At 51.5% G+C, this 22778-nt stretch carries 21 protein-coding genes and 1 pseudogene; 10 read left to right on the top strand and 12 right to left on the bottom strand.

Annotation, left to right across the window (positions count from 1 at the left end):
• Positions 1–277: 277 nt before the first annotated feature.
• Entirely contained in the window at positions 278–1138 is an 861-nt protein-coding gene (locus ACTIKR_RS03350) for a response regulator transcription factor (protein WP_442327160.1), read from the bottom strand.
• A gap of 202 nt (positions 1139–1340) precedes the next feature.
• Here ACTIKR_RS03350 and ACTIKR_RS03345 point away from each other — a divergent pair, with 202 nt between their 5' ends.
• Together ACTIKR_RS03345 and ACTIKR_RS03340 are read left to right on the top strand one after the other, a co-directional pair.
• Positions 1341–3335, top strand: coding sequence for a ligand-gated channel protein (locus ACTIKR_RS03345; protein WP_442327159.1), 1995 nt, complete (start codon positions 1341–1343; stop codon positions 3333–3335).
• A 56-nt stretch (positions 3336–3391) separates the two neighbouring features.
• Positions 3392–4339, top strand: coding sequence for a siderophore ABC transporter substrate-binding protein (locus ACTIKR_RS03340; RefSeq protein WP_442327158.1), 948 nt, complete (start codon positions 3392–3394; stop codon positions 4337–4339).
• A gap of 260 nt (positions 4340–4599) precedes the next feature.
• On the opposite strand, the gene ACTIKR_RS03335 is transcribed toward ACTIKR_RS03340, so the two are convergent.
• A complete protein-coding gene (locus ACTIKR_RS03335) occupies positions 4600–5508 on the bottom strand; it encodes a LysR family transcriptional regulator (RefSeq protein WP_442327157.1) in 909 nt (302 codons plus the stop codon).
• A gap of 128 nt (positions 5509–5636) precedes the next feature.
• Here ACTIKR_RS03335 and ACTIKR_RS03330 point away from each other — a divergent pair, with 128 nt between their 5' ends.
• From ACTIKR_RS03330 to ACTIKR_RS03320, 3 genes are all read left to right on the top strand, one after another.
• Positions 5637–6506: an aldo/keto reductase family oxidoreductase gene (locus ACTIKR_RS03330; RefSeq protein WP_442327156.1), complete on the top strand. Its 870-nt coding sequence runs from the start codon at positions 5637–5639 to the stop codon at positions 6504–6506.
• 114 nt (positions 6507–6620) lie between these two features.
• Positions 6621–7187 carry a nucleotidyltransferase domain-containing protein gene (locus tag ACTIKR_RS03325; RefSeq protein WP_442327155.1) on the top strand — a complete coding sequence of 189 codons (567 nt, stop codon included), beginning with the start codon at positions 6621–6623 and terminating at the stop codon, positions 7185–7187.
• Positions 7168–7593, top strand: coding sequence for a hypothetical protein (locus tag ACTIKR_RS03320; RefSeq protein ID WP_442327154.1), 426 nt, complete (start codon positions 7168–7170; stop codon positions 7591–7593). The genes ACTIKR_RS03325 and ACTIKR_RS03320 overlap by 20 nt, the downstream gene beginning before the upstream one ends.
• A gap of 107 nt (positions 7594–7700) precedes the next feature.
• On the opposite strand, the gene ACTIKR_RS03315 is transcribed toward ACTIKR_RS03320, so the two are convergent.
• Positions 7701–8645 (bottom strand): LysR family transcriptional regulator, encoded by a 945-nt coding sequence (locus ACTIKR_RS03315; RefSeq protein ID WP_442327153.1) that lies wholly within the window; start codon positions 8643–8645, stop codon positions 7701–7703.
• 119 nt (positions 8646–8764) lie between these two features.
• Between ACTIKR_RS03315 and ACTIKR_RS03310 the strand changes: the two genes are divergently transcribed.
• Positions 8765–9748, top strand: coding sequence for a Bug family tripartite tricarboxylate transporter substrate binding protein (locus tag ACTIKR_RS03310; RefSeq protein WP_442327152.1), 984 nt, complete (start codon positions 8765–8767; stop codon positions 9746–9748).
• A 25-nt stretch (positions 9749–9773) separates the two neighbouring features.
• Positions 9774–11291: a M81 family metallopeptidase gene (locus tag ACTIKR_RS03305; protein WP_442327151.1), complete on the top strand. Its 1518-nt coding sequence runs from the start codon at positions 9774–9776 to the stop codon at positions 11289–11291.
• A 285-nt stretch (positions 11292–11576) separates the two neighbouring features.
• On the opposite strand, the gene ACTIKR_RS03300 is transcribed toward ACTIKR_RS03305, so the two are convergent.
• The 6 genes from ACTIKR_RS03300 to ACTIKR_RS03275 form a co-directional block, all read right to left on the bottom strand.
• On the bottom strand, positions 11577–12962 hold the full coding sequence (locus ACTIKR_RS03300) for an amidase (protein WP_442327150.1): 1386 nt from the start codon (positions 12960–12962) through the stop codon (positions 11577–11579).
• A gap of 43 nt (positions 12963–13005) precedes the next feature.
• A complete protein-coding gene (locus ACTIKR_RS03295; RefSeq protein ID WP_193089500.1) occupies positions 13006–13737 on the bottom strand; it encodes an ABC transporter ATP-binding protein in 732 nt (243 codons plus the stop codon).
• Positions 13737–14453, bottom strand: a complete 717-nt coding sequence (locus tag ACTIKR_RS03290) for an ABC transporter ATP-binding protein (protein ID WP_442327149.1) — start codon at positions 14451–14453, stop codon at positions 13737–13739. Before ACTIKR_RS03290 ends, ACTIKR_RS03295 begins: the two co-directional genes overlap by 1 nt.
• Complete coding sequence (locus ACTIKR_RS03285; RefSeq protein ID WP_442327148.1) at positions 14437–15384, bottom strand: branched-chain amino acid ABC transporter permease; 948 nt, start codon at positions 15382–15384, stop codon at positions 14437–14439. The genes ACTIKR_RS03290 and ACTIKR_RS03285 overlap by 17 nt, the downstream gene beginning before the upstream one ends.
• Positions 15381–16265, bottom strand: coding sequence for a branched-chain amino acid ABC transporter permease (locus tag ACTIKR_RS03280; protein WP_193089497.1), 885 nt, complete (start codon positions 16263–16265; stop codon positions 15381–15383). Before ACTIKR_RS03280 ends, ACTIKR_RS03285 begins: the two co-directional genes overlap by 4 nt.
• Before the next feature lie 108 nt (positions 16266–16373).
• Positions 16374–17558, bottom strand: coding sequence for an ABC transporter substrate-binding protein (locus ACTIKR_RS03275; protein ID WP_442327147.1), 1185 nt, complete (start codon positions 17556–17558; stop codon positions 16374–16376).
• Positions 17559–17767: 209 nt separating this feature from the next.
• Between ACTIKR_RS03275 and ACTIKR_RS03270 the strand changes: the two genes are divergently transcribed.
• Positions 17768–18547 (top strand): IclR family transcriptional regulator, encoded by a 780-nt coding sequence (locus ACTIKR_RS03270; RefSeq protein WP_193089496.1) that lies wholly within the window; start codon positions 17768–17770, stop codon positions 18545–18547.
• Positions 18548–18708: 161 nt separating this feature from the next.
• Here ACTIKR_RS03270 and ACTIKR_RS03265 read toward each other — a convergent pair whose 3' ends face one another.
• Complete coding sequence (locus ACTIKR_RS03265; RefSeq protein WP_442327146.1) at positions 18709–19689, bottom strand: 5'-nucleotidase; 981 nt, start codon at positions 19687–19689, stop codon at positions 18709–18711.
• A 334-nt stretch (positions 19690–20023) separates the two neighbouring features.
• Between ACTIKR_RS03265 and ACTIKR_RS03260 the strand changes: the two are divergent.
• Positions 20024–20200 (top strand): annotated as a pseudogene (locus ACTIKR_RS03260) (hypothetical protein); the annotation flags it as partial.
• A gap of 26 nt (positions 20201–20226) precedes the next feature.
• Positions 20227–20757, top strand: coding sequence for a ClbS/DfsB family four-helix bundle protein (locus ACTIKR_RS03255; RefSeq protein WP_442327145.1), 531 nt, complete (start codon positions 20227–20229; stop codon positions 20755–20757).
• A 125-nt stretch (positions 20758–20882) separates the two neighbouring features.
• Here ACTIKR_RS03255 and ACTIKR_RS03250 read toward each other — a convergent pair whose 3' ends face one another.
• Together ACTIKR_RS03250 and ACTIKR_RS03245 are read right to left on the bottom strand one after the other, a co-directional pair.
• Positions 20883–21707 (bottom strand): phosphodiesterase, encoded by an 825-nt coding sequence (locus tag ACTIKR_RS03250; RefSeq protein ID WP_442327144.1) that lies wholly within the window; start codon positions 21705–21707, stop codon positions 20883–20885.
• A gap of 4 nt (positions 21708–21711) precedes the next feature.
• Positions 21712–22767 carry an ABC transporter ATP-binding protein gene (locus tag ACTIKR_RS03245; protein ID WP_442327143.1) on the bottom strand — a complete coding sequence of 352 codons (1056 nt, stop codon included), beginning with the start codon at positions 22765–22767 and terminating at the stop codon, positions 21712–21714.
• Positions 22768–22778 lie beyond the last annotated feature (11 nt).

Below are 22778 nucleotides of genomic sequence, written 5' to 3'. Positions count from 1 at the left end.
ACGATGGCCAGTTCAGGCTTTAGCTGCTGCGCCACCAGATACTGTCCGACAAGTTCGGCTTCACGGTATCCACGTTCGGCAAGGGGGCGCTGCAAGTCTGCAACACCAGGAATCGAGTTGGATTTTGCGTGACGAAGCAACATGAGTCTGAGCATAAACGACCTTTGTATGGCTGGTGCCCCGGCTGGCACACTTTTTTCTGTCCAGTGAAGAATCTATCATATGATACCGCCGTGCGCGGCGGTATGACAAAATCACTGCAAGATCGTTGCGTTAATCAGGCGGCGGAGCCGCCCATCTCGGCCCCTGCTTCTTCGGTGGTCAGCAAGTAACCCTGTCCCCGCAGATTTCGAATAAGAAGCGTGGAGCTTTGTGTACTGGCCCCCAGCTTTCTGCGCAGGCTGCTGATATGCGTGTCTATGCTGCGGTCATAAGACGAAGGGATGCGGCCCAGCGCGAATGCACCGATATTGTGCCGCTGAACCACGCGACCGGCAGAGCGCATCAATACCTCAAGAATGCGTTGTTCCGCGCCGGTCAAAACTATCGCGCTGCCATGCAGCGTGGTCGCACCGGTGGCCGGATTAAGCGAAATCGGACCGGCGACAAGCACACCGCCGGCCTCTGCGGCGGCTGATCCGATCGTGACGGGTTCATCAAACCGTGAGCCGCGATACGAAACACTCCTATAGCATGCGGCGCGATATGAACCGCTATGCTGGTAGTGGTGCAATGGCGGTGGCGGCGGCCGTACCTCATCAGTTCCGTGACGTCTTAACAGGGCATGCATGCGCGCCTTCAATTCGGCCATGCGCAGCGGTTTGGCCAGGCAATCATCGGCACCCGAGTCCAGGCCGATCACGCAATCGGTATCCGGGCCGGTCAGCAAAATCAAAGGATTGTTCGATTGCTGGCGATATCCCTTGAGCCACTCCAAACTGGCAACATCCTGTATATCTGCGTCCAGCACTGCAAGGTGATGGTGGCGCCGCCGCATCAACCTGTCGGCCTGGTAGGCCGAATGCGCCAGTAGAACGCAATATCCCTGGGATTCCAGATATTCACAAAGCATTTTGGACAGCGCCACGTCGTTTTCAATCAAGAGAACTCGCAGCGCATTCGGCTTTTCAGTGCGCATGTTAGGTGTAAGTGCCCCTTCTCTCATCACATATGGCATGCCCGGCAGGCAAAGTGTATGTCAAGAAGTGCAAAGATATCAAAAGTTATGGAAAGAACATTGCTGAAAAACAGCTGACAATATCTAATAGCTAATAATTCTCATTTAGAACTTCATATAGAGAATACGTCTCATTCTATCATTCCAGAGAGGAAATTTTCTGATGTTGCCTGTTACTCCGGTATCAAAACGAGAACCGGCTCGTAATACCCCTGCTCGCCAGATTGCTGCATTATGTGCACTTAATCTGGGCGCTACCCTGTTTCAAGTGGCCTACGCACAGGCGACGAGCGACGACACAGGCGTTGCGTCACTGAATCCCATTGTGGTTACAGCCAGTGGTTTTGAACAGGACATCATTGATGCCCCGGCCTCTATCAGCGTAATTCCACGCGAAAAGCTGGAAAAAGGCGCCTATCGCGACCTGACCGATGCGCTGCGCGACGTTCCTGGTGTCATCATGACGCCCTCGGACAACAACACATCTGACATAACCCTGCGTGGCATGAGCGCCAACTACACCTTGCTTCTGGTCGATGGCAAGCGCATGAGCACCCGCGAAACCCAAACCAATGGCAGTACCGGTACCGACCAGAGCTGGGTTCCGCCGTTGGAGGCCATCGAGCGTATCGAAGTGGTGCGTGGCCCCATGTCCTCGCTTTATGGCTCGGACGCGATGGGCGGTGTGGTGAACGTGATTACGCGCAAGATCCCAAAAAAATGGGGGGGCTCGGTCCGGCTCGATTCCACCCTGCAGCAGCATTCGGCCTCTGGCAACAATTTCCAGGGTAATTTTTATATTGCCGGCCCTATCAAAGAGGACCTGCTCGGCTTCAGTCTTTATGGCATCTACTCGCATCGCAGCGAGGACGACATCGAAGAGGGCTATAACCGCCACACCAATCGCGGTGTGACAGCCAAACTGGCCCTGACGCCCAATCGCGATCACGATATTGTGCTCGAAGCGGGTGCCTCCAGGCAGGATTATCGTTCAACGCCGGGCAAAACACTGGCGGCTGCCGAAGAGGAAAGCCGCCGCCGATTCGACCGCAAGCATTTTTCTTTAACCCATGACGGACGCTGGTCTTTTGGCACCTCGAATACCTATATTCAGCGCGAAGAAACCGAGAATCTGGCTCGGGAGATGACCATCCGCAACACAACAGCCAGCACCAAATGGAGCATGCCGCTGTTTGAGCGTCACATCGCCACGGTCGGCGCCTTCTATAGCCTGGAAGATCTCAAAGACACGACCACCAACAAAATGTCCGACCGGTCTACCGTAGACCGCTGGCAATATGCCTTTTTTGTGGAAGATGAATGGCAGATCACCGACTCGTTTGCCCTGACTGGCGGGCTGCGTATGGACAACGAGAAAACTTCCGGAACCCACTGGAGCCCCAGGCTGTATGGCGTTTGGCATCTGAACGACAACTGGACGGTCAAGGGCGGCGTTTCCACAGGCTTTCGTGCGCCATCTCTACGGCAAACATTGCCAGACTGGGGCGCTTCCAGCCGTGGCGGCAATATGTATGGCAATCCTGACCTGAAACCGGAAAAAACACTGACCAAAGAGATTGGGCTGATCTATAACGATGATAGCGGCCTGATGGCGGGCATCACCCTGTTCGACAACGAGTTCACCGACAAAATCACCCGCGTGCCCTGCCCGGAGTGCGGACCGGTAAATGCACAGGGACGCTCGGCCACCACCTATGTGAACGTGGACGATGCCATCACCCGTGGGGTGGAGGCAACCCTGACAGCACCGCTGAGCGAGAAGTTGTCACTGACTTCCAGCTACACCTATACCTATTCCAAGCAGAAAAGCGGCCAGTACGCCGGCAACCCACTGAACCAAATGCCCGAGCATATGTTCAATCTCGGGCTGGACTGGAAACCGACAGACCAACTCAACGGCTGGATGAAAGTGACTTACCGTGGCAAGGAAAGCGATCCGACCCAGGGCATCTCTGCCAGTGCGACCATGGCGCCGTCCGCGACTTACGTGGACCTGGGCGGCTCTTATGACGTCAATAAAAACGTCACCGTGTATGCAGGCATCTACAACATCTTCGACAAGCAGGTTCGCTATGACGATTATGGTTACGTGGAAGATGGCCGCCGCTACTGGCTTGGCATGAACGTCAAATTCTGATTGACATAACAACCGCGGCGCTGCCGTTGCGGCTCATCATAACAAAGGCATCACAAATGAAAACTACGCGACAATCAAAAAAATGGTTGGCCATGGTGCAAACAGCACTGGCTATTGGTGTGACTTCATTGGCAGGCCAGGCCATGGCTCAGACTGACCCGGTAACGGTGCAACATGCAAAAGGACAGGCCACAGTCAAATTGCAACCGGCAAAAACAGTCGTATTCGATCTGCCTACGCTGGACATCATGCAGGTATTGGGCGTGCAGGCTGCAGGCGTTCCCAAATCCCGCTTCCCGGATTCACTTTCTGCATATAACGCTGACAGCATGCCCAAGGTGGGTACGCTGTTTGAACCCGACCAGGACGCCGTTAACAAGGTATCGCCGGATCTGATCATCGTCGGCGGTCGCTCGCGTGCCAAATTTGATGATATGTCCAAACTTGCACCAACGCTGGACTTGAGCGTGGATACGCAGGCGCCTCTCAAGAGCATCGAACGCAATACACAGACGCTGGCTGCCATTTACAAAAAAGAACCCGAAGCCCAGGCTGCCTTGAAAAAACTCAATAAGGCTGTTGCGGGCCTGCAAGGCAAGGCGGCGACAGCGGGTAACGCCATGCTCATTCTTGCGGTTGGCGAAAAAACAAGCGCATTTGGCCCAGGCTCTCGCTTTGGCATGATCTATGACGTTTTCGGTTTTGCTCCCAACGACGCAGTGAAGAACCTCTCGGCAAAAGATCGTCACCCGGTCAAACTGGACGACATTGCCAATGCCAATCCAGACTGGCTATTCGTGATTGATCGCAATGCGGCCACCGGCAAGCAGAGTAAGCCAGCCCGCGAGGTGCTGGAAAATTCCGTTATTCGTGACACCGCAGCCGCGAAAAACAACCGCATCGTCTATCTGGATCCATACAACTGGTACATCATGGGCAGCGCCGGCCTGACATCCATGCAACAGAATATTGATCAGATTGCTGCAGCATTAAATGCAAAATAATTTATAGAATAAGCAATATTCGAATTTTGATATCCATTCGGGAAGACGATGCACTGGCGTCTCTTCCCGAATTTTTTACCATTATTACAGAAGAGTTCTGCAACTGGCTAGTCGGCTAATTTGCATACGCCGTCATCTGCACTATTGCTCTGCGGCCTGTGCAAATAAAGCGCCAGTCCTCCGCCCCGCGACGACGCCTGCTGCGAAGCGCCACCCCGATCATCTTATGCGGGCAGGCACCCCTCAAGTGCTTGGGGCAGTCACCGTTGCTCACCATCGGCTTTGACAAAATCAATGAATGCACGAAGCGGAGCGGGCACCAGCCTGCGTCCCGGATAGTACAGAAATGGCCCCGAAAAGCTCACCCACCACGACTTGAGTACCGGCACCAGCGCACCACTTTGCAGATGTGGTCGCAACCAGTCTTCGAAAAGAAAAACAATCCCGCTACCGGCGATCGCGGCATCCACGGCCAGATCCGTGCCGCCACCTGCCTGTACGATGAGCGGTCCGGTTGGATCCACCCGCAACTTCTCACCCTCACGTTCGAATTCCCATGGCGGCATTGAACCGCTGGAAAACCGCATGCGCAAGCAAGCGTGGTTAAGCAAATCACGAGGATGCTTCGGGCGGCCACAGCGCTCAAGATAAGCGGGCGCGGCGGCGGCAGCGAAACGCTGAGTTCGCGGCCCGATAGGCACCGCAATCATATCCTGCTCCAGACGCTCCTCATAGCGAATGCCCGCATCGCATCCGGCTGCGATCACATCGACAAAGCTTTCCTCTGAGAATATTTCCAGTTGAATATCCGGATAAGCCGCCAGAAAGCCCGGTACGATATCAGCCAATACCAACCGCGAAGCGCTTACCGGCACATTGAGTCGAAGCGTACCGGCAGGTCGCTCCCGATATACATTGACGACATCCAGCGCCGCTTCCATTTCAGCCAGGACTGGGCCAAGTCGGGCAAGCAGGCTCTGGCCTGCTTCGGTTGGCACCACACTGCGTGTCGTTCGATTAAGCAGTCTGACCCCAAGCTGCGTCTCCAGGCGACGCACCGCTTCGCTGTATGCCGAGGCGCTGGTGCCGCTTTTGCGTGCGCCACTGCGAAACCCCTTGGCCCGCGCCACCGCGACAAATGCATGCAAATCTCCAGGATCAACCTTCATCACGCCTCCGCATTGTGCGAAAATCCGCACACGTCGTATTGATTACACCCGATTATCATAACAATATTAAAAGCTTAATATGCGACGTATCGGCATCGATTATGCTAACTGTCATTAAAGGAACCTTCATGACTTTTCCTGAACAATCAAACACGTCCTCGCTGGGCAAGCTCAAGGTGAACCGGCTTGGCTACGGCGCCATGCAACTGGCCGGGCCCGGCGTATTCGGCCCGCCCAAAGATCACCAGGCAGCCATTGCCGTGTTGCAACACGCCGTGGCAAGCGGCGTCAATCATATAGACACCAGTGACTTCTATGGCCCACACGTCACCAATCAGCTTATTCGCGAAGCATTATCCCCCTATCAGGACGATCTGGTCATTGTGACAAAAGTCGGGGCCGTTCGCGGTGACGATGCCTCATGGAATCCGGCCATATCGCGCGAAGCCCTGACGCAGGCCGTTCATGATAATTTGCGTAATCTCGGTCTGGATATACTGGATGTGGTCAACTTTCGCTGCATGATCTCACCACACGGCCCGGCCGAAGGGTCAATCGAAGCGCCATTAACGGCCCTGGCCGAACTGCAACAGCAAGGACTGGTGCGCCACATAGGCCTGAGTAACGTGACGCCAACCCAGATTGCCGAAGGACGCAAGATGTGCGACATCGTGTGCGTGCAGAATCACTACAACCTGGCGCATCGTGACGACGACGCTCTCATTGACGATCTGGCTCAGGCCAATATTGCCTACGTCCCCTATTTCCCGCTGGGCGGTTTCTCCCCTTTGCAGTCTGCAACGCTTTCTGAGGTCGCGGCGCGCCTGAACGCGACCCCCATGCAGGTGGCGCTCGCCTGGTTGCTGCAACGATCGCCCAATATCCTGCTTATTCCTGGCACCTCATCGATCGCGCATTTACAGGAAAATCTCACCGCCGGCCAGCTTGCTCTTCCGGAAGAGGCAATCAGGGAACTGGGCAAAATAGCGGGCGACTGATAACTGTATGTCGGCAATGAGTGCTTTTCAAAAATACCCATATTGGGTATAATAATGCCCAATATGGGTATTCCAACATCATCGTCTCGACCGTCAGTCAGTCTGGCGAATGCATTGTTTTCCAGCACCAAGCAACAGGTGCTGCGAATCCTGTTTGGCCAGCCGGACCGTAGCTTTTATGCCAATGAAATCATCAACCTGGCCAGCAGCGGCTCCGGTGCCGTACAGCGCGAATTGGCCACACTGGCTGACAGCGGGCTGGTCACGGCCACACGCAGAGGCAATCAGAAACACTATCAGGCAAACCAGCATTCGCCCATTTTTGGCGAACTGCGCGCCATCGTACAAAAAACCATCGGGGTGGCCGAACCCATCCGCAACGCACTCGCTCCGCTGGCGCCACACATTGCGGCAGCATTTATATATGGCTCAATAGCCAAGAAAACCGACACGGCGACCAGCGATGTCGATCTCATGCTGCTTTCCGATTCAATCAGCTATGGCCAGGCCTACGCCGCACTTGAAGAGGCCAGCCACGCAATCGGCCGCCCCGTCAATCCAACGATTCTGACGCAGGCTGAATTTGCAAAAAGAATGGCCGCAAAAGAGTCCTTTCTTACCCGCGTCCTGGCTCAGCCCAAAATCTGGATTATCGGAGACGATGATGCTCTCCCCGTTTAACAAACTTACCGGTCCGGGCAAGGTACTCAAGGCTGAACCGCCAGACCGTCGGGAGTTCGAAGGCCTTAAGCGCTCGGGCCACGCACGCCTGCGCGACGCGCAAAACACATCCCTGTCGATAGAAAGCCGCTTTGACCTGGCCTACAACGCCGCACACTCCCTGTGCCTGGCAGCTTTACGCTGGCATGGCTACAGACCGGAACATCGATATATCGTATTCCAGCTACTACCGCACACATTGGGCTTGGGGCCCGAAGTCTGGCGGGTACTGGACAAGTGTCATGGCATTCGTAACCTGGGTGAATATGAAGGTGATTTGAACATAGACGACCGGATTGTCACCGATCTCATTGCGTCGGCTCACGCGGTAGCAGAAAAAGTGGACGAACTGGCAGCGATCGAATAGCGAAAGCGCGCCTGGATCCGTCCAGAATTATCTGCCATCCACCCATGCAGGAACCGCGCCGCAGCCTGCCCACTGCCGCGACACATATCAGCAAAGCTCTTTCATCATTATTTGCGGATGGCTCGTAGCGGCATTTCAGGTACGCTGCCCAAGCGTGCTGACTTCTCATCCAATACCTCTGCCACAATCTTCAAAAACCGCGTCGTAACAGCCGACTCCACACGCGACTTCACTGTCACCAGATTCAATTGGCTGGTCAGTTTCGGCTGCAGCAATTCAATGAATTTCACACGGTGGCCGGTAAAGACTTTTTCAAACATTTTTGGCGCAAAACCAATGCCAATGCCGCGCTCAATCATCATCAACATGGGCAAGGTCTCATTTCCAGAATAGACAATCTTTGGATTGAAACCCACTGTGCTGCAAGCTTCAAGAATATGCTCGCGTATGCCATTGCTATCGGTGCTCGAGTGCAAAAGGAAGTTCTCCTGCGCCAGATCCACGAGCGTCACGTCCTGCCGGGCTGCTAAGGGATGATCTTGTGCAACCGTGAGCATCAGCGGTTCTGTAATCAGGGTACGCACCACCAGATCCTCTGACTGAAAACGGGTCCTGATAATTCCTACATCAAGCTCATTGCGGCGTATGCCATTCAAAATATAGGAGCTTTCACCTTCCCGAACATTCACCGTGATATTGAGCCGTTCCTGTTGGATGCGCTGCATCACAAGTGGCAGGATGAAAAGACTTGCCGCCGTTGAGCAGCCGATGGATACGTTGCCTTCTGTACCCGCGGCATTATTCTTTACGTCATGCCGCAATGTTTTGAAGGAGGCCAGAATGTCTTTGGCCCTGATATAAAAAAGCCTGCCCGGCTCACTCAATACGAGCCGGTTCTTCTGCCGGTTAAACAGCGCGACGTCCAGAGACTGCTCTAGCTTCTGGATCAATATGCTCAGCGGCGGTTGAGTCATGTTCAAAAGCCTGGCGGCCTTAGACAGGTTGCCGGTTTCTACCACCGTCACAAAACAGCGCAACTGATGCTCGTCCATGATTACCATATTTAAAATAAATGGATGTTAGATAAATTATATATTAGACATATCTAAATGGTGAATTTAAACTACAAATTCCAGTTTATTAAATAATTCGTTCCACAAATGGAGACATAATGAAAATTATGAAATCATTGCTTTGCGCATCGGTGACCCTCGTCGCGCTAACCAGCGTACCGGCCCACGCGGCCGATTCAGACTGGCCAAATGCCAAACCATTTCGCGTCGTTGTTCCTTATCCGGCCGGCGGCTCGGCCGACATTCTTGGGCGCCTGGTTGCCAAGAAACTGTCTGAAAACCTGGGCAACAACGCTGTCGTGGAAAATATCGCAGGTGGTGGCACGATTCCGGCCGCGCTGTCAGTCATGAAGGATAAGGCCGACGGTTACACCTTGTTCGTGGCCAGCGACAACACATTGAATATCAATAACTTTCTATTGAAGGAGCCACGCTATGACGGCGACAAGGACTTCACCAGCGTTACCGTGCTCAATACCTACGCTCACTGGCTTATCGTAAACAAAGACAGCCCGTTCAATTCCATGCAAGAGCTGAAAAAGTTCATGATTGACAATCCGAACAAGGCTTCCATCAGCGTGAACACCATTGGCGGCTCGGCTTATCTGGCGCTGGATAAATGGAAAAAAGAAAACAAGCTTGATTTTGAAATTATTCCATACCGCGGCTCGCCACCGGCTGTCTCCGATCTGATCGGCGGTGTCACTACGGCTCATATCGATGTCGCAGGCTCTTCCATGTCCTATTACGAGGGTGGCAAAGTCAAGCCGCTGGCAGTGCTGCAGTCGCAGCCGTTGAAGAAAATCCCCTCCATTCAGACACAATCCTATGACGATCCCAAAGCGCTGACCGTCAAATCGAATCTTTCGGTAGTAGTAAAAAACGGCACGCCGCCCCAGATTATCGAAAAGCTGTATCAGGCAATAAAAAAAGGCGAGCACGACAAGGACTTTACAGATGCATTGAATCTGTTTGCCTATGAACCCGTATTGACGCCGCCGGCCGAAAGCCGCAAGTTCATTCTCGAAGAAACCCAGCGGTACAAAAAACTGGTCGAAGCCTCCGGCCTGGAAAAACAGTAACAACCTCACGTAACAGGGTAACAGCATGAAAGTGGTCGTAGCATTGGTCCGACACGAGACAAATACTTTTTCGCCGATCCAGACGCAACTGCACTCGTTCTGTCGCGGAACCAAAACAGATGGCCCGGCCTATGGCCAACAGGCAATACAATTGTGTGAGAACACCAATAGCGCGGCCGCCGCCTATATGGATCTGGCCGCCTCACTCGACGCCGAAGTGGCCTTCTCCATCCTTGCCAACTCAGTACCCAGCGGCACCGTACAGAAAGCCGCGTTTGAACATATTGCCGATACCGTCATCGCTACTGTAAAACAAGGTTGTGATGCCGTATTGCTGGATCTGCACGGCGCCATGGTGGCCGAAGGGTACCCCGATGCCGAAGGTGAATTGCTGCGCCGTATCAGGCAGGTGGTGCCGGAACAGGTACCGGTCGTTGTTGCCCTGGACTTTCATGCCAACTTCAGTGAGGCGCTCATTCGTAATGCAACTGTGATTACGGGTTATTGCACCTATCCTCATGTAGACATCTATGAGACCGGCGCAAGAGCCGGGCGCACGCTCAAAAGAATCCTGTCTGAGCAATTGGAAACTACCATTCTCTGGCGCCGTCTGCCAATGCTGACACACATGCTCAAACAAACGCCGTCGGGTCAACCCATGAAAGACATCATGGACCGGGCCATGCAGGCCGAGGCTGATGGCGTCGTGCTGAATGCGTCTGTTTTCGGTGGATTCCCGCTGGCCGATATCCCCCATGTGGGCCTATCAGTGGTGATCGTTGCCGAAAAAAACAAAACTGCTCAGGCGCAGCTGTTGCTCGATGAATTGTGCAATATGGCATGGTCCAGGAAACAGAATTTTGTCTATGACGTAGAGCCCCTGTCAACATCCATTGCCAAGGCAAAGCAGCTGGGAGAAGGCCCGATCATTCTTGTCGATCATGGCGACAACTGTGGTGCAGGCGGTGTCACAGATGTCATGGCCGTTCTGGAAGAAGTCATGAAACAGGAATTGACTGATGTGGTTGCTGGACCGATCTGGGATCCGCAGGCGGTGGATACGCTCATCAAGTCGGGAATTGGGGAAACAGTAACGATCGATCTGGGCGGAAAAACGGATATGCCCGAACTCGAACTCAAAGGTCAGCCACTTCGGATTACCGGCAAAATCGTCAATATTACAGATGGCAATTTTCAGATTACCGGTCCCATGTTTACCGGGATGTGGCTCAGCCTGGGCCGCACCGTGGTTCTGGAGAGCAACGGCGTGACCATATTTGTATCGGAAAAGCCCCAGGAACCCTATGATGTGGGCGTATTTACCCACGCCGGCATTGACCCTTTCAGCAAGAAATATGTGCTGATTAAATCGCGCCAGCATTTCAGAGCAGGATTTGAACAAGACGCCAAACATATCGTCCTGATTGCCGGCCCGGGCGTTTGCAGCTCAGACTATGACATTTTCCCGTTCCGGCATCTGTCCCGCCCCATTTACCCCCTGGACAGCGGGGCCACCTTGGCGCATGCCGAAGGCATACAGTAGTCGTATACCGGCGGTTTTATTACGCATATCAGGCCGTAAAATCGGTGATCGGTCCAGGAACGGCAACTGTCCTTCCTGGCCTATGGGCCGCGACGATGGGGCTTTGTTTGAGGGCCTTAGTTATAGGGCTTTGGTTATGCCAAACGGCATATGCGCCGATAGATCATCAAAGCGCGCCCGGGTGACTTTAATATCATAAGTCATTCGCACTCATTCAGATCAAACCTGACAGTTACTTGACCCGGGATCGGTGACTATCAGATCAAAACCAGCGCACAATGATGCTCATACGAACTGTTTAAGCGATGCCTCAATTTCAACTGCAATTTCCAATAGTTTTTGATCAGAATTGGGTGAGCCCATCAATTGATAACCTATGGGCAAGCCCTCAACCGGCAATGGCATAGATATTGCACACAATCCCAGGTAATTTGCTGGCTGGGTATTCTGAGTCATACCTAGCGCTAGCCGCAATCCTTGTTGCGGATCATCAAGATCCGACACCAACGGAGGAAAATCTGTTGTCGTTGGGCTGACCCAGGCATCGAAGCCGCTAAGCTGTTCAGCAACTGACTCCCTGCTTTTGGTTCTTTTATCCTCTAAAGCAAGAAACTCATACGCTCTGGACTCCAACCCCGACTCTACTCGTTGCGCGATCACCGGATCCATCAGCTGTTTCTGCGCCAGAAAATTATCCTTACCCAACACCGATAGCAAAGCGGCCGGCATGGAAATAGGGAAATAACCGGCACGTTCAGGTGCCTCAGGTACGGTAACGCTTTCCAACAAGCAACCTTCGGACGCTAAATGCTGATTTACTCTCCGGAAGGCCAAATCGATTTCCGGATTAACATTATCACTGAAATGATTTTCGGGTACACCAAGACATAAACGGTTCAATCTGGCACCGGAGCGACGCGGTTTAAACGTATATCCAAATAAAATGGATGAAATCGTATTAAAAGCCAGTAACGCATCCTTTGCCGATCTGGTCAGCAATCCAATAGAGTCAACGCGGGGCTCCAGTGGAAATGCACCATCCACCGGCCATAAACCGGCCGTCGTCTTCAGACCAAAGACACCATTGAAAGCTGCCGGCACCCGAACTGATCCACCAGAGTCAGTCCCGATGGCAAATGCACACAGGCCGGCCGACATTGCCACGCCGGATCCTGAACTGGAGCCACCTGGTGCACGATGATTTTCCATGTCAGATGGATTCCATGGCGTACCTAGCGGTGCCGAATGACCCGTAATCCCCAAACAAAGCTCTACTGCCTTTGCTTGCCCCAAAAACACACAACCTGCCTTACGTAATGCTTGAATAAATGTTCCCTCGTCAGAACCCAGGATGTCCGGCATTTTCATCCGTGTACCCACTTTTGGCCCAGGCATTTTTGCAATAACAAAGACATCCTTGATCGCAATCGGCACCCCCATCAAAGGGCCCAGGTCTGTCCCAGACTGAATCAGGATATCCATCGCTCTTGCTGTTGCAAGCGCGTCATCAAACGCCACCGTTTCGTAGGCGCCCAGTTTGGGATCAAGTTTTTTAATGCGTTCTATATAAGCTTGCGTGACCGCCTCCGATGTGATCTTTCCGGCGCGGAAATTTTTTGCAAAACCTTCCAACCCACTTTCACTAAATGGGTCCAACGGCAAATCGTTCATTACTTCTTCCTCCAAAAAACGATCAAATCATGCGAGTAGAGATCTACAAGCCTAGATATGCTTTTCTTATCAAGGGGTGTCCCGATAATTCTGAAGATTGTCCCTCCAGAACCAAGCGCCCATTTTCCAGAACATACGTACGATGACTAAACTGCAATACCTGTTTAATATTCTGCTCTACCAATAAAACCGGGAACCCCAGATCGGCAATTTGACGAATTGCCTGCATAACCTGTTTCACGTATAACGGCGACAAGCCAAGGCTTGGCTCATCCATGATTAGCAAATCCGGCTCCAGCATCAACGCGCGACCAATAGCGACCATTTGTTGTTGCCCGCCCGACAATGAGCCTGCTGCTACATTGGCGAAATTCTTTACGTCAGGGAACAATGAAAAGACTTTTTCAAGATTCTTTTCCCTATTTTCCCGAAGACGGGGTAGATAACTACCCAGCAAAATATTGTCTTTGACAGTCAGATTTGGAAAAAGCTGACGCCCCATTGGCACATGCGCCAGCCCCCGCTCTGCCATTTGATGAGGCTCGAGTCCAGATATCTCTTCACCTTTGAACGAAATACTTCCCTTCCAGGGCTTGATCATGCCGGAGACTGCTCGAAGGATGGTTGATTTACCGCTACCATTTCCTCCAACCAGTCCTACAAGCTCGCCTTTTTTTACCTCCAGGGAAACATCAAAGACAACTTGAAGTGTGCTATAGCCGAGATCCACGCCTTGAGCTTTCAACACACATTTGTCAACATCATTCTTCTGCATCAGTCCGTCCCCAGATAAGCCTCGATAACTTTCTCATCATTAATTACATCACGAGCAGATCCTTCCGCTATCTTGTTCCCGCCGGCAAGAACGACGACATGATCCGCAAGTTGAATGATCGCCTCCATAATATGTTCGACCATGACGATCGACATACCCGTTGCAGTAAGCGTACGAACAAACGTAATCATCTCTTTTAGTGCTGGCGGATTCAATCCCGCCATAATTTCGTCCAGAAACAGAACTTGAGGCTCAAGCGCCAAAGCTTTGGCCAACTCCAGCCGTCGTAATCTGGCTAAATTCAAATCTGATGACAATTGGTTTGCTCGATCCAGCAAACCGACCTTTTCCAGGGAAGACAAGGCAACCCTTTCTGCATCCTTACGTTTTGGGTTTTTTAGAAATGCTGCAACCAGCACATTTTCCAATACGGTCAAATCCTCATAAGGCCGCTCTGTCTGGAAAGTTCGTCCCATCCCATTTCGTGTTCTTACGTATGGAGGCAGTCTGGTCACATCCTTATCGAGAAAAGTAACTTTCCCCGAAGCAACAGGAGTGAATCCGGTGATCGCATTGAACAACGTCGATTTTCCGGCACCGTTGGGTCCGATTAAACCCAGCACCTGTCCTTTTGTCAGTGATAGCGACACATCATTCACAGCAATAAGACCACCATACTGCACCTTGATATTGTCAGCCTTAAGTACGGTCTGCATATTTCCTCCTCACTAATTTATGCACATACTCTCCGACAATCCCTCTTGGCAGAATAAGAATTACGATCAATATCAGTGCGCCATACAGCAACATATTCGCCTGTGCAAATGTCGTCCGGAATACCTCGCCTGATACAACCAACAGAAACGCTCCGACTGATGGTCCCCAAACTGTGCCTCGCCCGCCAATAATCACGGTCAATGCAATTTGTATGGAAAACAGCAAATTAAAAATAATGTGAGGCTCGATAAACGATAAAAATATGCCATAGATCCCACCGCCCAGCGCCGTGAGCACTCCAGACAGCACAAAGGCCTTCAACTTGATCACGCTGGGATTGATCCCTGCAGCCATTGCTGCTTCTTCATTGTCTCTGACTGCTTTTAATTCGTATCCGAATTTTCGGGTGGAAATAAATATGGTAATAGCGATTGTGATCGCGGCATAAATCAGCGCCAGATAGTACTGTGTCGTTTTATCAAACAGGTCAATTCCCAACGGTTCAGGCAGTGTTTCTATGAATACGCCAGACGCGCCGCCGGTCAACCAACCTTCATTGATCGCCACTAATCTGAGAATTTCAGCGATCGCTATGGTCGATAGGGAAAAGTAGGGACCGCGCAGACCGAATGTGAGCTTTCCCCAAATAAAAGCCATCACAACGGCCACGGCCATAGCGATCAGGATCGACCACCAGGGCGCCAATTCAAACTGTGACGCGCCAATTGCGACGAAATAGGCTCCCAGCCCCACAAAACTTGCATGCCCCAGACTAAGCTGACCGGCCCAACCACCCAATAGATTCCAGGACGTGGCCCAACCGGAAAACAACAATACTGAAATTCCAACCGTAATATATGCTGACGACGCGATTGGATATAACGCAGCAACCACAATCAAGCCAACAAGAAACAGGATTTGTTTGTTCATACTCTTTTCACCGATTTTCCAAAGAGCCCCTCTGGCTTGATCAATAAAACAACGATAAATACCAACAGTCCATATGCGTCGCGATAGGCCGAATCAAGATAAGAGGCCCCCATAACTTCAACAAGACCAAGAAGCAGTCCGCCAATAATGGCTGCCCCAATATTTCCCAACCCGCCTAATACGGTGACCACGAAAGCCTTGAGCGTAAATAACGCCCCTGTAGTAACGGGAGATGCAAAAAGTAATGGAATTAAGCTAACTCCGGCGGTGACCGCGAGTGCCATGCCCAGCCCGAAAACGATGGCCTGAATTTTCTTTGTATTAACACCCACCAGTTCCGCCCCAAGCCTATTTTCAGCAGTCGCCCGGATCGCCCTTCCTACTTCGGTCTTGTTCAACAGCAAATACAGTGCGCTAATGACTGCAAGTGTTGCCAGTCCTGCAAAAAGAAGGACAACAGAAATCTTCATTTCTCCCAGAGAAATCGTGCTGGAAGCGTACGTAACATTCACTGATTTCGGCTCTCCACCAAATATCAGCAGCAAAAGATTGGAAATCACCAAAGAAATGCCCAACGTAGCCAGCATCATGGTCTCTGGTTTGGCGTCTATAACACGCGTCAGTATGGTCTTCTGGATTAGCGCCCCCATTAAAAACCCTAGGGGAATGGCCAGAATCAGGGTTAGATAAGGGTCCCACCCAAATATGCTATTGAAAACAACAGCAAAGTACATACCCAGAACCACAAAGTCGCCGTGAGCGAAATTGATGGTTCGCATTACGCCGAATACCAGCGTAAGACCTACACCAATCAATGCATAAACGGCTCCGATCAGAATCCCGTTGGAAAGATTCTGAAAAAACGAAACATAGTCGATCATAAAAGACCCTTGGCGATCTGATTAATTCAGCAGAAGAAAAGTCGGTAAGTAGAAAATCGAGTATTGCCACATGCCAGGCTGACATGTGGCGTTTATTATTTTTTCTATTTACTCGTTAGAAAATTTTGCTTTTTGGGAAGCGAGATTCTCAGGAAAAACAGTTACATGTTTGCCATCCTGAATTTGAATAATGACGCTTTTGATTGGATTTTGGCCCTGAAAACCGTCGTAATTTTTAAACGTGACATCAGTAACAGGCGTTTTTAAATCCGTTTTTTCCAAAGCCTCACGAACCGCTTCGCGATCAAGCGATTTCGCACGTCGCAACGCATCCGCGGCAACAGTCAGAGCGAGATACCCCTCTGCCTCATAGAAAGATGGCTCTTCTTTCGCCTTTTCCTTTAAGCGCTTATATAGATCCGGAGTACCTTCGTACTTAACATCCGGACTCCAGCTCACTGCCGAAACAATGTTTTCTGATTGCTTGCCTACCTGTTCGATAAAACTAATCATTGACGACGCAGTATCGATCGCGACAACCTTTGCATCGAGTCCAACTTCCTTGATTTGCCGAGCAATGGCGATGCCGTCATCTGCGTAAGAGCTCGTCAGAAGAATATCCGGATTTGCAGCACGGAATTTGTTCAGAATTGGTCGAAAATCAGTCGTGCCCTGATCATAGGCCTGTTTACCAATGACTTCATAGCCTCTTTTTTCGGCCTGGCGCGCACCCTCTTCACTCACTGAAGTAGGCCATGCACCATTGCCATACATAATTGCGATTTTCTTCAGATCTGCATTGCTTTTACGAAGATTATCGAAGTAATCAAAGTACACATTCGCGACAATTGTTGAATTGTGCTTCGCACGAAAGACCCATTTAGAGCCAGGCTTTGTAATTGAGTCATCTGCGCTGCCCAGCACTATCAAGGGGATTTTCTGGCGAGAGGCAACTTTTGATACTGGACCTGTGATGCCCGAAGCATAAGAGCCAATAATCAGCGGTACCTCTTGTTTATTCAAAGACTCCACGGCCGCCAAAGCGCTTTGCGCATCAGAGCGATCGTCCTGTGCAATCAATTCGAGTTTCTCGCCGTTAATACCACCATTGGCATTAACTTCGTCTAAAGCGACCTGCATACCTGTCTTGTATCGTTCGCCAAAAGCCGCGAAGTTACCGGACAAGCTATTGATTACCCCCACCTTAACCTGTGCAATAGCCGGCACGGAAAACGCTGAAGCGCTCAACGCAGCCAGCAAACCTGCTTTTAAGTATTTCGTTCGATTTTTCACTTTTGTCCCCCAATAATCATATAAAAATTATGTATACAGCACGATATTTACGATATGAACTATTTATTTAATTCCCTCCTCTTGTTCCGGCGCCCGAAGACGCAGAGAATTAAATGATTTGTATTGATTCATGAAATTACGAATTGTTATTAGATAGTATATCTGCAATTTCATTCCATTTTCCAAACTTAAATAGGAGCAAATTCCGAATGACGGAACTAGAGTCCAGTTTCTCATCTGCCAATGTTGTCGCGCTCGCCCGGGGGCTTGAGGTTCTAAGATGTTTTTCAGCGCGCGAGCCCAGCCTTTCCAATAGCGAACTGGCAACATATACAGGGTTTCCTAAATCCACGGTATCACGATTAACAAATACATTAGTCGAGCTTGGATACTTGCGACACGACACAAAAAAAAGGCGGTATCTCGTGGGGCCATCAGTGCTCGCCCTGGGTTACGCTGCCTTGTCAAATTTGCGAATCGCAGATATTGCACGCCCTCATATGCAAGCACTGGCAGATGCCACCGGTGCGCTCATTTCACTGGCGACACGGGATCGTCTTTCAATGCTATATCTGGAAGCCTGTTCAAGCGATACCACGATGACGTTAAAAATGGGAAGAGGAGTACGCATGCCAATAATCAACACATCCATTGGCAGAGCATTTCTAGCTGCGTTACCGGAGCAAGAGCGAAACTATTTATTTTCGGCACTGCAATTGAAGAATGATCCCATAATGGACGAAAGACAGCTTGCTTCTTTTAACAGGGAGTTCAAGCGGTTCAATAACGAAGGCTATTGTCTCTCCATTGGGGAATGGAATACCGATGTCAACGCAGCGGCGACCTCCATTTCATGGAATGGCGGAACAGATTTGATTGTGATTTCCATCAGTGGGCCGTCGTTTATGGTTACCAAAAATTTATTAAATGATGAATTAGTTCCTCGACTGATGGGTCTTTCGTTGCATATCGCGAAACAGCTTGCCTGATCGTTCCCGAAGTGGTTCGCTCAATACCGTTTTTTTGGAGGACATGCGAAGGTCCCCCAGAAACCGAAGAGGTTTCCGGAGCAATGTACTTAACAGTTAATTGACCATATCCAAAGCTTGGCCGCCTTTTTCCGATTGCCTGTTGCTGTCACAGCGACAAATCAATCTCCCGGAAAATTCTTATCGCTCGTGTCCTCAGGTACACCGACAACGGCCTTGTTGGTTATGCCAAATGGAATATGCACCGACGGAACAAGCGAGCTGGTCAGCTCCAGATGCGCCGATTGATCATCAAAGAAGATATGTGGTTTAAGGACACCCAGCACGTGTTTTTTCGCAATGCCGCCAAGAAAAAATGCATCATTGGTCATCACGCCCCAGGTTTTCAGCGTATTGAGCGCCCGTTCGTGCGACGGCGCATTTCTGGCGGTAACCAGCGATACTCTTAGCCGGTTCTCGTAGTCGGGGTTCTGCTTTTTGAATTGCTCTTCAATGGATTGAATCTTTGCGATCCGAATCAGAAACTGCTGTAACGGACCGGGGCCGTGCGAATTCATGACGTTTGCCACTTCATGGGCATGAAAATCGCTCAATCCAGAGGTTTGCATAATGCTTTCAGACTCATCGCTGGCCAACACGCCGTCAAAGTCAAATGCGATGCGCAAGGCGTGATCCTGTTCGTCATCGTCAAATTCTGAATCCAGAACATGTCCGGCAGGATAGCCCGCGCGAATGGCCGCGTCTACATCAGACTTGTTGCCGGATAAAAACAACGAGATGTTCAGCGCAGGAATATACTCATAGGGCGAGCGTCCCTGCATGAAAATGGCACGCGTGATACCAAGCCCATAGTGTTCGATCGTCTTCATCACTCGCAATCCCGTATCCGGATCGTTTCGTGACAGCAATATCACTTCGACCAGCGGATCTTCAGGATCGGGCCGCATATGATTAAGCGAAAGCAGCCTTTTTACAAAAGGAAAAGCAATCCCCTTGGGTAGCGGATTATTAAGATTGTGCTCCTGGAATTTGCGATAGGCTTCCTCGCCCTCGCGTTTGAAGACCGAATCAGAATCGCTCAGGTCAAATACGGCGCTGGAGGCCACGCCAATCACCAGGCGATTTTCTAGATCGTAGGGCATGACGTCCTTTGCGTGTCACGTCCCAGGGGAGCAGTATTTATTGGATTGTATAGTACTGTCATTGTCGGTATCTTAGAACCAGAGGCAACGTAATGCCCTGTATTTTATAGAATAACTGGGTTTGTTTCTCTGCTTATGCCCCGGTATTGAAATGGTCGCGAGCCTCAGGCAGCCAACGCGCCTGACTTACACGGCCTCCTTTGCGCGCCAGGTATTTGAGCAGGCGGTTATGTGAAGGAGCCGGATATGACGATTTTTTGTCCTTGGCCGTTTAAAAACCGCATGCCCTGCGGCTCAAAGCAAATATTCTGGTGGCAACGCCAGTGTCGGTTGCGGTTCGACCCGGGAAGATGCCATACGGGGCCGTAGCCAATGCGGCATACAAGCGGTCATCGCATCCAGCTTTGCAGGTGTTGTATCGGTAAAGCATTCAAGATCCAGATCAAACACTCCTTTGAACAGGCGTCGTAAAATAAATAACGAACTGCGTCAGCATCGTGCCCAACGTTAAATATTTAAAGCATCAAAGGCTTTGTCGTGAAAACATACGAAACCAAAGAAGCGTTTAAAAATGAGCTCATCAAGCGTGCCTTTTTATTCGTTTCGGAGTTTGATGATATTGCGGAATCTGAGCGCAATTTATTGAAAGGCGGGGTAGATCGCAGCCCGGCGCAGATGCTTGCTTATCAGCTTGGATGGATGGACCTGTTGCTTGGCTGGGAACGAGACGAACAAAACGGCATAAAGGTGACTACACCAGCGCCAGGTTTCCAGTGGAACAAACTTGGCCGGCTATATGAAACGTTCTATCGGCAATGGGAGGGGGTTTCAATACAGCAATTGCAGGCTGAGTTCACTCAACGCGTCACTGCAATAATCGGTTTGGTGGATTCTTTCACTGACCAGGCGTTCTTCGAATCCGGTCACAGGCAGTGGGCCTCGTCGACCAAGTCAGCCTGGCCCGTATACAAATGGGTGCATATCAATACGGTTGCGCCGTTCACGACGTTTCGCACCAAGATCCGCAAATGGAAACGAGGGTCGCCGCATGCGGGAGAGCCACCATAATAGCCCAGACAAATCCGCGTTGCTCAACACCTGCCCTTGTCTACCCCTGCCTACATTACATCCAGAATTCGCTTGATAAAATCCCGAAGCCTCTTGAAAGCACGCCTGAGCGACCGGCCGCCCTTTCAATCAATCAACGCCCCATTGTCATGAAACGGATAAGGCCCTTCAAACTGCCCGGATGCGGCCAGGTGAGTGACCAGCCTGTTATTGACGTCGTCCCAGGCATGTACCCGAAATCCTGGCGGCTCCAGCATCCATGATGATTCGGCGTCAACATCCAGATCCAGCGTAACTTGATGGGCTGGCGCCGGAGCGGTAGAGGCGATTGTTCCGCCAAAACGGACATCGATTGCCCGGTGCAGGTGCCCGCAAATAATACGTTCGATATTGTCGTACCGGGAAATAATGTCCCGCAAGGCTTGCTCACCTGCCTGCAGCCCGATCTCGTCCATATGTCCGATCAGGGTTCGGAATGGCGGATGGTGCATGGCAATAACCACCGGGCGTCCCTGGCTATCGGCCAAGGTCTCACGCAACCATTGCAGCCGCAAGTCACACAACTGCCCCCCGCTTTGCCCGGGAATCATGGTGTCCAGCGCAATAAGCCGCAGCGGCCCGATATCCACCACATACTGGATGAACTCACCTTGCGCCATGTAGCTATGTTCGGGGAAGGCCGCACGCAAATTGGTCCGATCATCATGGTTGCCCGGCAGCAGGTAAAGTGGCATATCCAGCGGCGCAAGCAGTTGGCGCAAATGCGCGTACTCGGCCGGTCTGCCAAAATCGGTCAGATCGCCTGTAAGCACGACAGCGTCCGGCTTCTGGCGCAGCCTGAGCACAGATTGAACACAGGTGCGCAAATACGGCGCAGTGTCCAGGCGACCGTAGGCCAGTTTGTTGGGTTCCCTAATATGCAGGTCGGTCAGTTGTACAAGAATTGTCATGGTTTCAGTTGTCATAAGCAGGAAGGAAGCGCGCTGTGTCGATATGCAGCCCAATCACTTCGCCCTCCCGAAAAATGGTATCACCCGGTTGTTCAGCCATCAAGACGTGCCGATTTGGCAATTTCAATTGTAATTGCACACGATCGCCCAGGAATACACGACGTTCTATCGTCGCCTGCGGGTGTCCTTGCACAACTGCGCCGATACGAATATCCTCGGGTCGCAGCAAAACGGCCGGATGGGCTTTCAGATGTTCAGGACACCTAAGGGCAGCATCGCCAAATGAAATAACGCCGCTTGTGATGGCATGATCATCACGCTCTACGCGGTTGACCCGGCCAAGAAACTGAGCGACGAAAGGATGCGCGGGTTTTCTGTACAAAGACTCGCCATCGCCCACCTGTACAATCTGGCCGGCGCTCATGATCGCCAGACGATCGGCAATGGCCAGGGCCTCATGCTGATCGTGCGTGACATGCACCGTGGTAATTCCCAGCCGGCGCAGCAGCTGCGCCAATTCATCGCGCAACGTCTCTTTGAGCTTGGCATCCAGCGCGGCCAGCGGCTCATCCAGCAGCAATACCCGCGGCTTGACCGCAACGGCGCGAGCCAGCGCAACGCGCTGCCGCTGACCACCGGACAGTTCTGCGGGCCGTTTCTTTTCCAGGCCATTGAGTCGGACCAGATCGACCAGTTCTGCTATGGTGTGCCGCTGCTCCTGCACCGGCACACCCCGGACCTTCAAGCCATAGGCAATATTAGCTTGCACTGTCATCTGCGGAAACAGCGCATAGCTTTGAAACACCATGCCAATCCCCCGTTTTTCAACAGGTAAATGCGTGACGTCCTGATCTGCAAACACAATCCTGCTGCCTGGGTCGGGGATTTCCAGCCCAGCCAACAGACGCAGCAATGTTGTCTTGCCACAACCAGACGGGCCAAGCAGCGCAATCACCTCGCCCGGCTCGATGGTCAAACTGACCGGTTGCAGGCCGCGAGTGCCGTCCGGATAGGTTTTGGCACAATCAATAATGTTGATGCGGGTTTTTTCAATATTCATAACGATAATAA

The organism is Advenella sp., from assembly GCF_052108595.1.
In the GTDB taxonomy this organism is placed as follows: Bacteria; Pseudomonadota; Gammaproteobacteria; order Burkholderiales; family Burkholderiaceae_B; genus Advenella.
The sequence above is the reverse complement of the archived record's forward strand: the minus strand, read 5'-3'. Positions and strand labels throughout refer to the sequence as shown.

Excerpts from the sequence above, each read along its gene's own strand:
- ACTIKR_RS03350 (WP_442327160.1), bottom strand. The coding sequence starts at position 1,138 with ATGCGCACTGAAAAGCCGAATGCGCTGCGAGTTCTCTTGATTGAAAAC.
- ACTIKR_RS03345 (WP_442327159.1), top strand. The coding sequence starts at position 1,341 with ATGTTGCCTGTTACTCCGGTATCAAAACGAGAACCGGCTCGTAATACC.
- ACTIKR_RS03340 (WP_442327158.1), top strand. The coding sequence starts at position 3,392 with ATGAAAACTACGCGACAATCAAAAAAATGGTTGGCCATGGTGCAAACA.
- ACTIKR_RS03335 (WP_442327157.1), bottom strand. The coding sequence starts at position 5,508 with ATGAAGGTTGATCCTGGAGATTTGCATGCATTTGTCGCGGTGGCGCGG.
- ACTIKR_RS03330 (WP_442327156.1), top strand. The coding sequence starts at position 5,637 with ATGACTTTTCCTGAACAATCAAACACGTCCTCGCTGGGCAAGCTCAAG.
- ACTIKR_RS03320 (WP_442327154.1), top strand. The coding sequence starts at position 7,168 with ATGATGCTCTCCCCGTTTAACAAACTTACCGGTCCGGGCAAGGTACTC.
- ACTIKR_RS03315 (WP_442327153.1), bottom strand. The coding sequence starts at position 8,645 with ATGGACGAGCATCAGTTGCGCTGTTTTGTGACGGTGGTAGAAACCGGC.
- ACTIKR_RS03310 (WP_442327152.1), top strand. The coding sequence starts at position 8,765 with ATGAAAATTATGAAATCATTGCTTTGCGCATCGGTGACCCTCGTCGCG.
- ACTIKR_RS03305 (WP_442327151.1), top strand. The coding sequence starts at position 9,774 with ATGAAAGTGGTCGTAGCATTGGTCCGACACGAGACAAATACTTTTTCG.
- ACTIKR_RS03300 (WP_442327150.1), bottom strand. The coding sequence starts at position 12,962 with ATGAACGATTTGCCGTTGGACCCATTTAGTGAAAGTGGGTTGGAAGGT.
- ACTIKR_RS03295 (WP_193089500.1), bottom strand. The coding sequence starts at position 13,737 with ATGCAGAAGAATGATGTTGACAAATGTGTGTTGAAAGCTCAAGGCGTG.
- ACTIKR_RS03290 (WP_442327149.1), bottom strand. The coding sequence starts at position 14,453 with ATGCAGACCGTACTTAAGGCTGACAATATCAAGGTGCAGTATGGTGGT.
- ACTIKR_RS03285 (WP_442327148.1), bottom strand. The coding sequence starts at position 15,384 with ATGAACAAACAAATCCTGTTTCTTGTTGGCTTGATTGTGGTTGCTGCG.
- ACTIKR_RS03280 (WP_193089497.1), bottom strand. The coding sequence starts at position 16,265 with ATGATCGACTATGTTTCGTTTTTTCAGAATCTTTCCAACGGGATTCTG.
- ACTIKR_RS03270 (WP_193089496.1), top strand. The coding sequence starts at position 17,768 with ATGACGGAACTAGAGTCCAGTTTCTCATCTGCCAATGTTGTCGCGCTC.
- ACTIKR_RS03265 (WP_442327146.1), bottom strand. The coding sequence starts at position 19,689 with ATGCCCTACGATCTAGAAAATCGCCTGGTGATTGGCGTGGCCTCCAGC.
- ACTIKR_RS03250 (WP_442327144.1), bottom strand. The coding sequence starts at position 21,707 with ATGACAATTCTTGTACAACTGACCGACCTGCATATTAGGGAACCCAAC.
- ACTIKR_RS03245 (WP_442327143.1), bottom strand. The coding sequence starts at position 22,767 with ATGAATATTGAAAAAACCCGCATCAACATTATTGATTGTGCCAAAACC.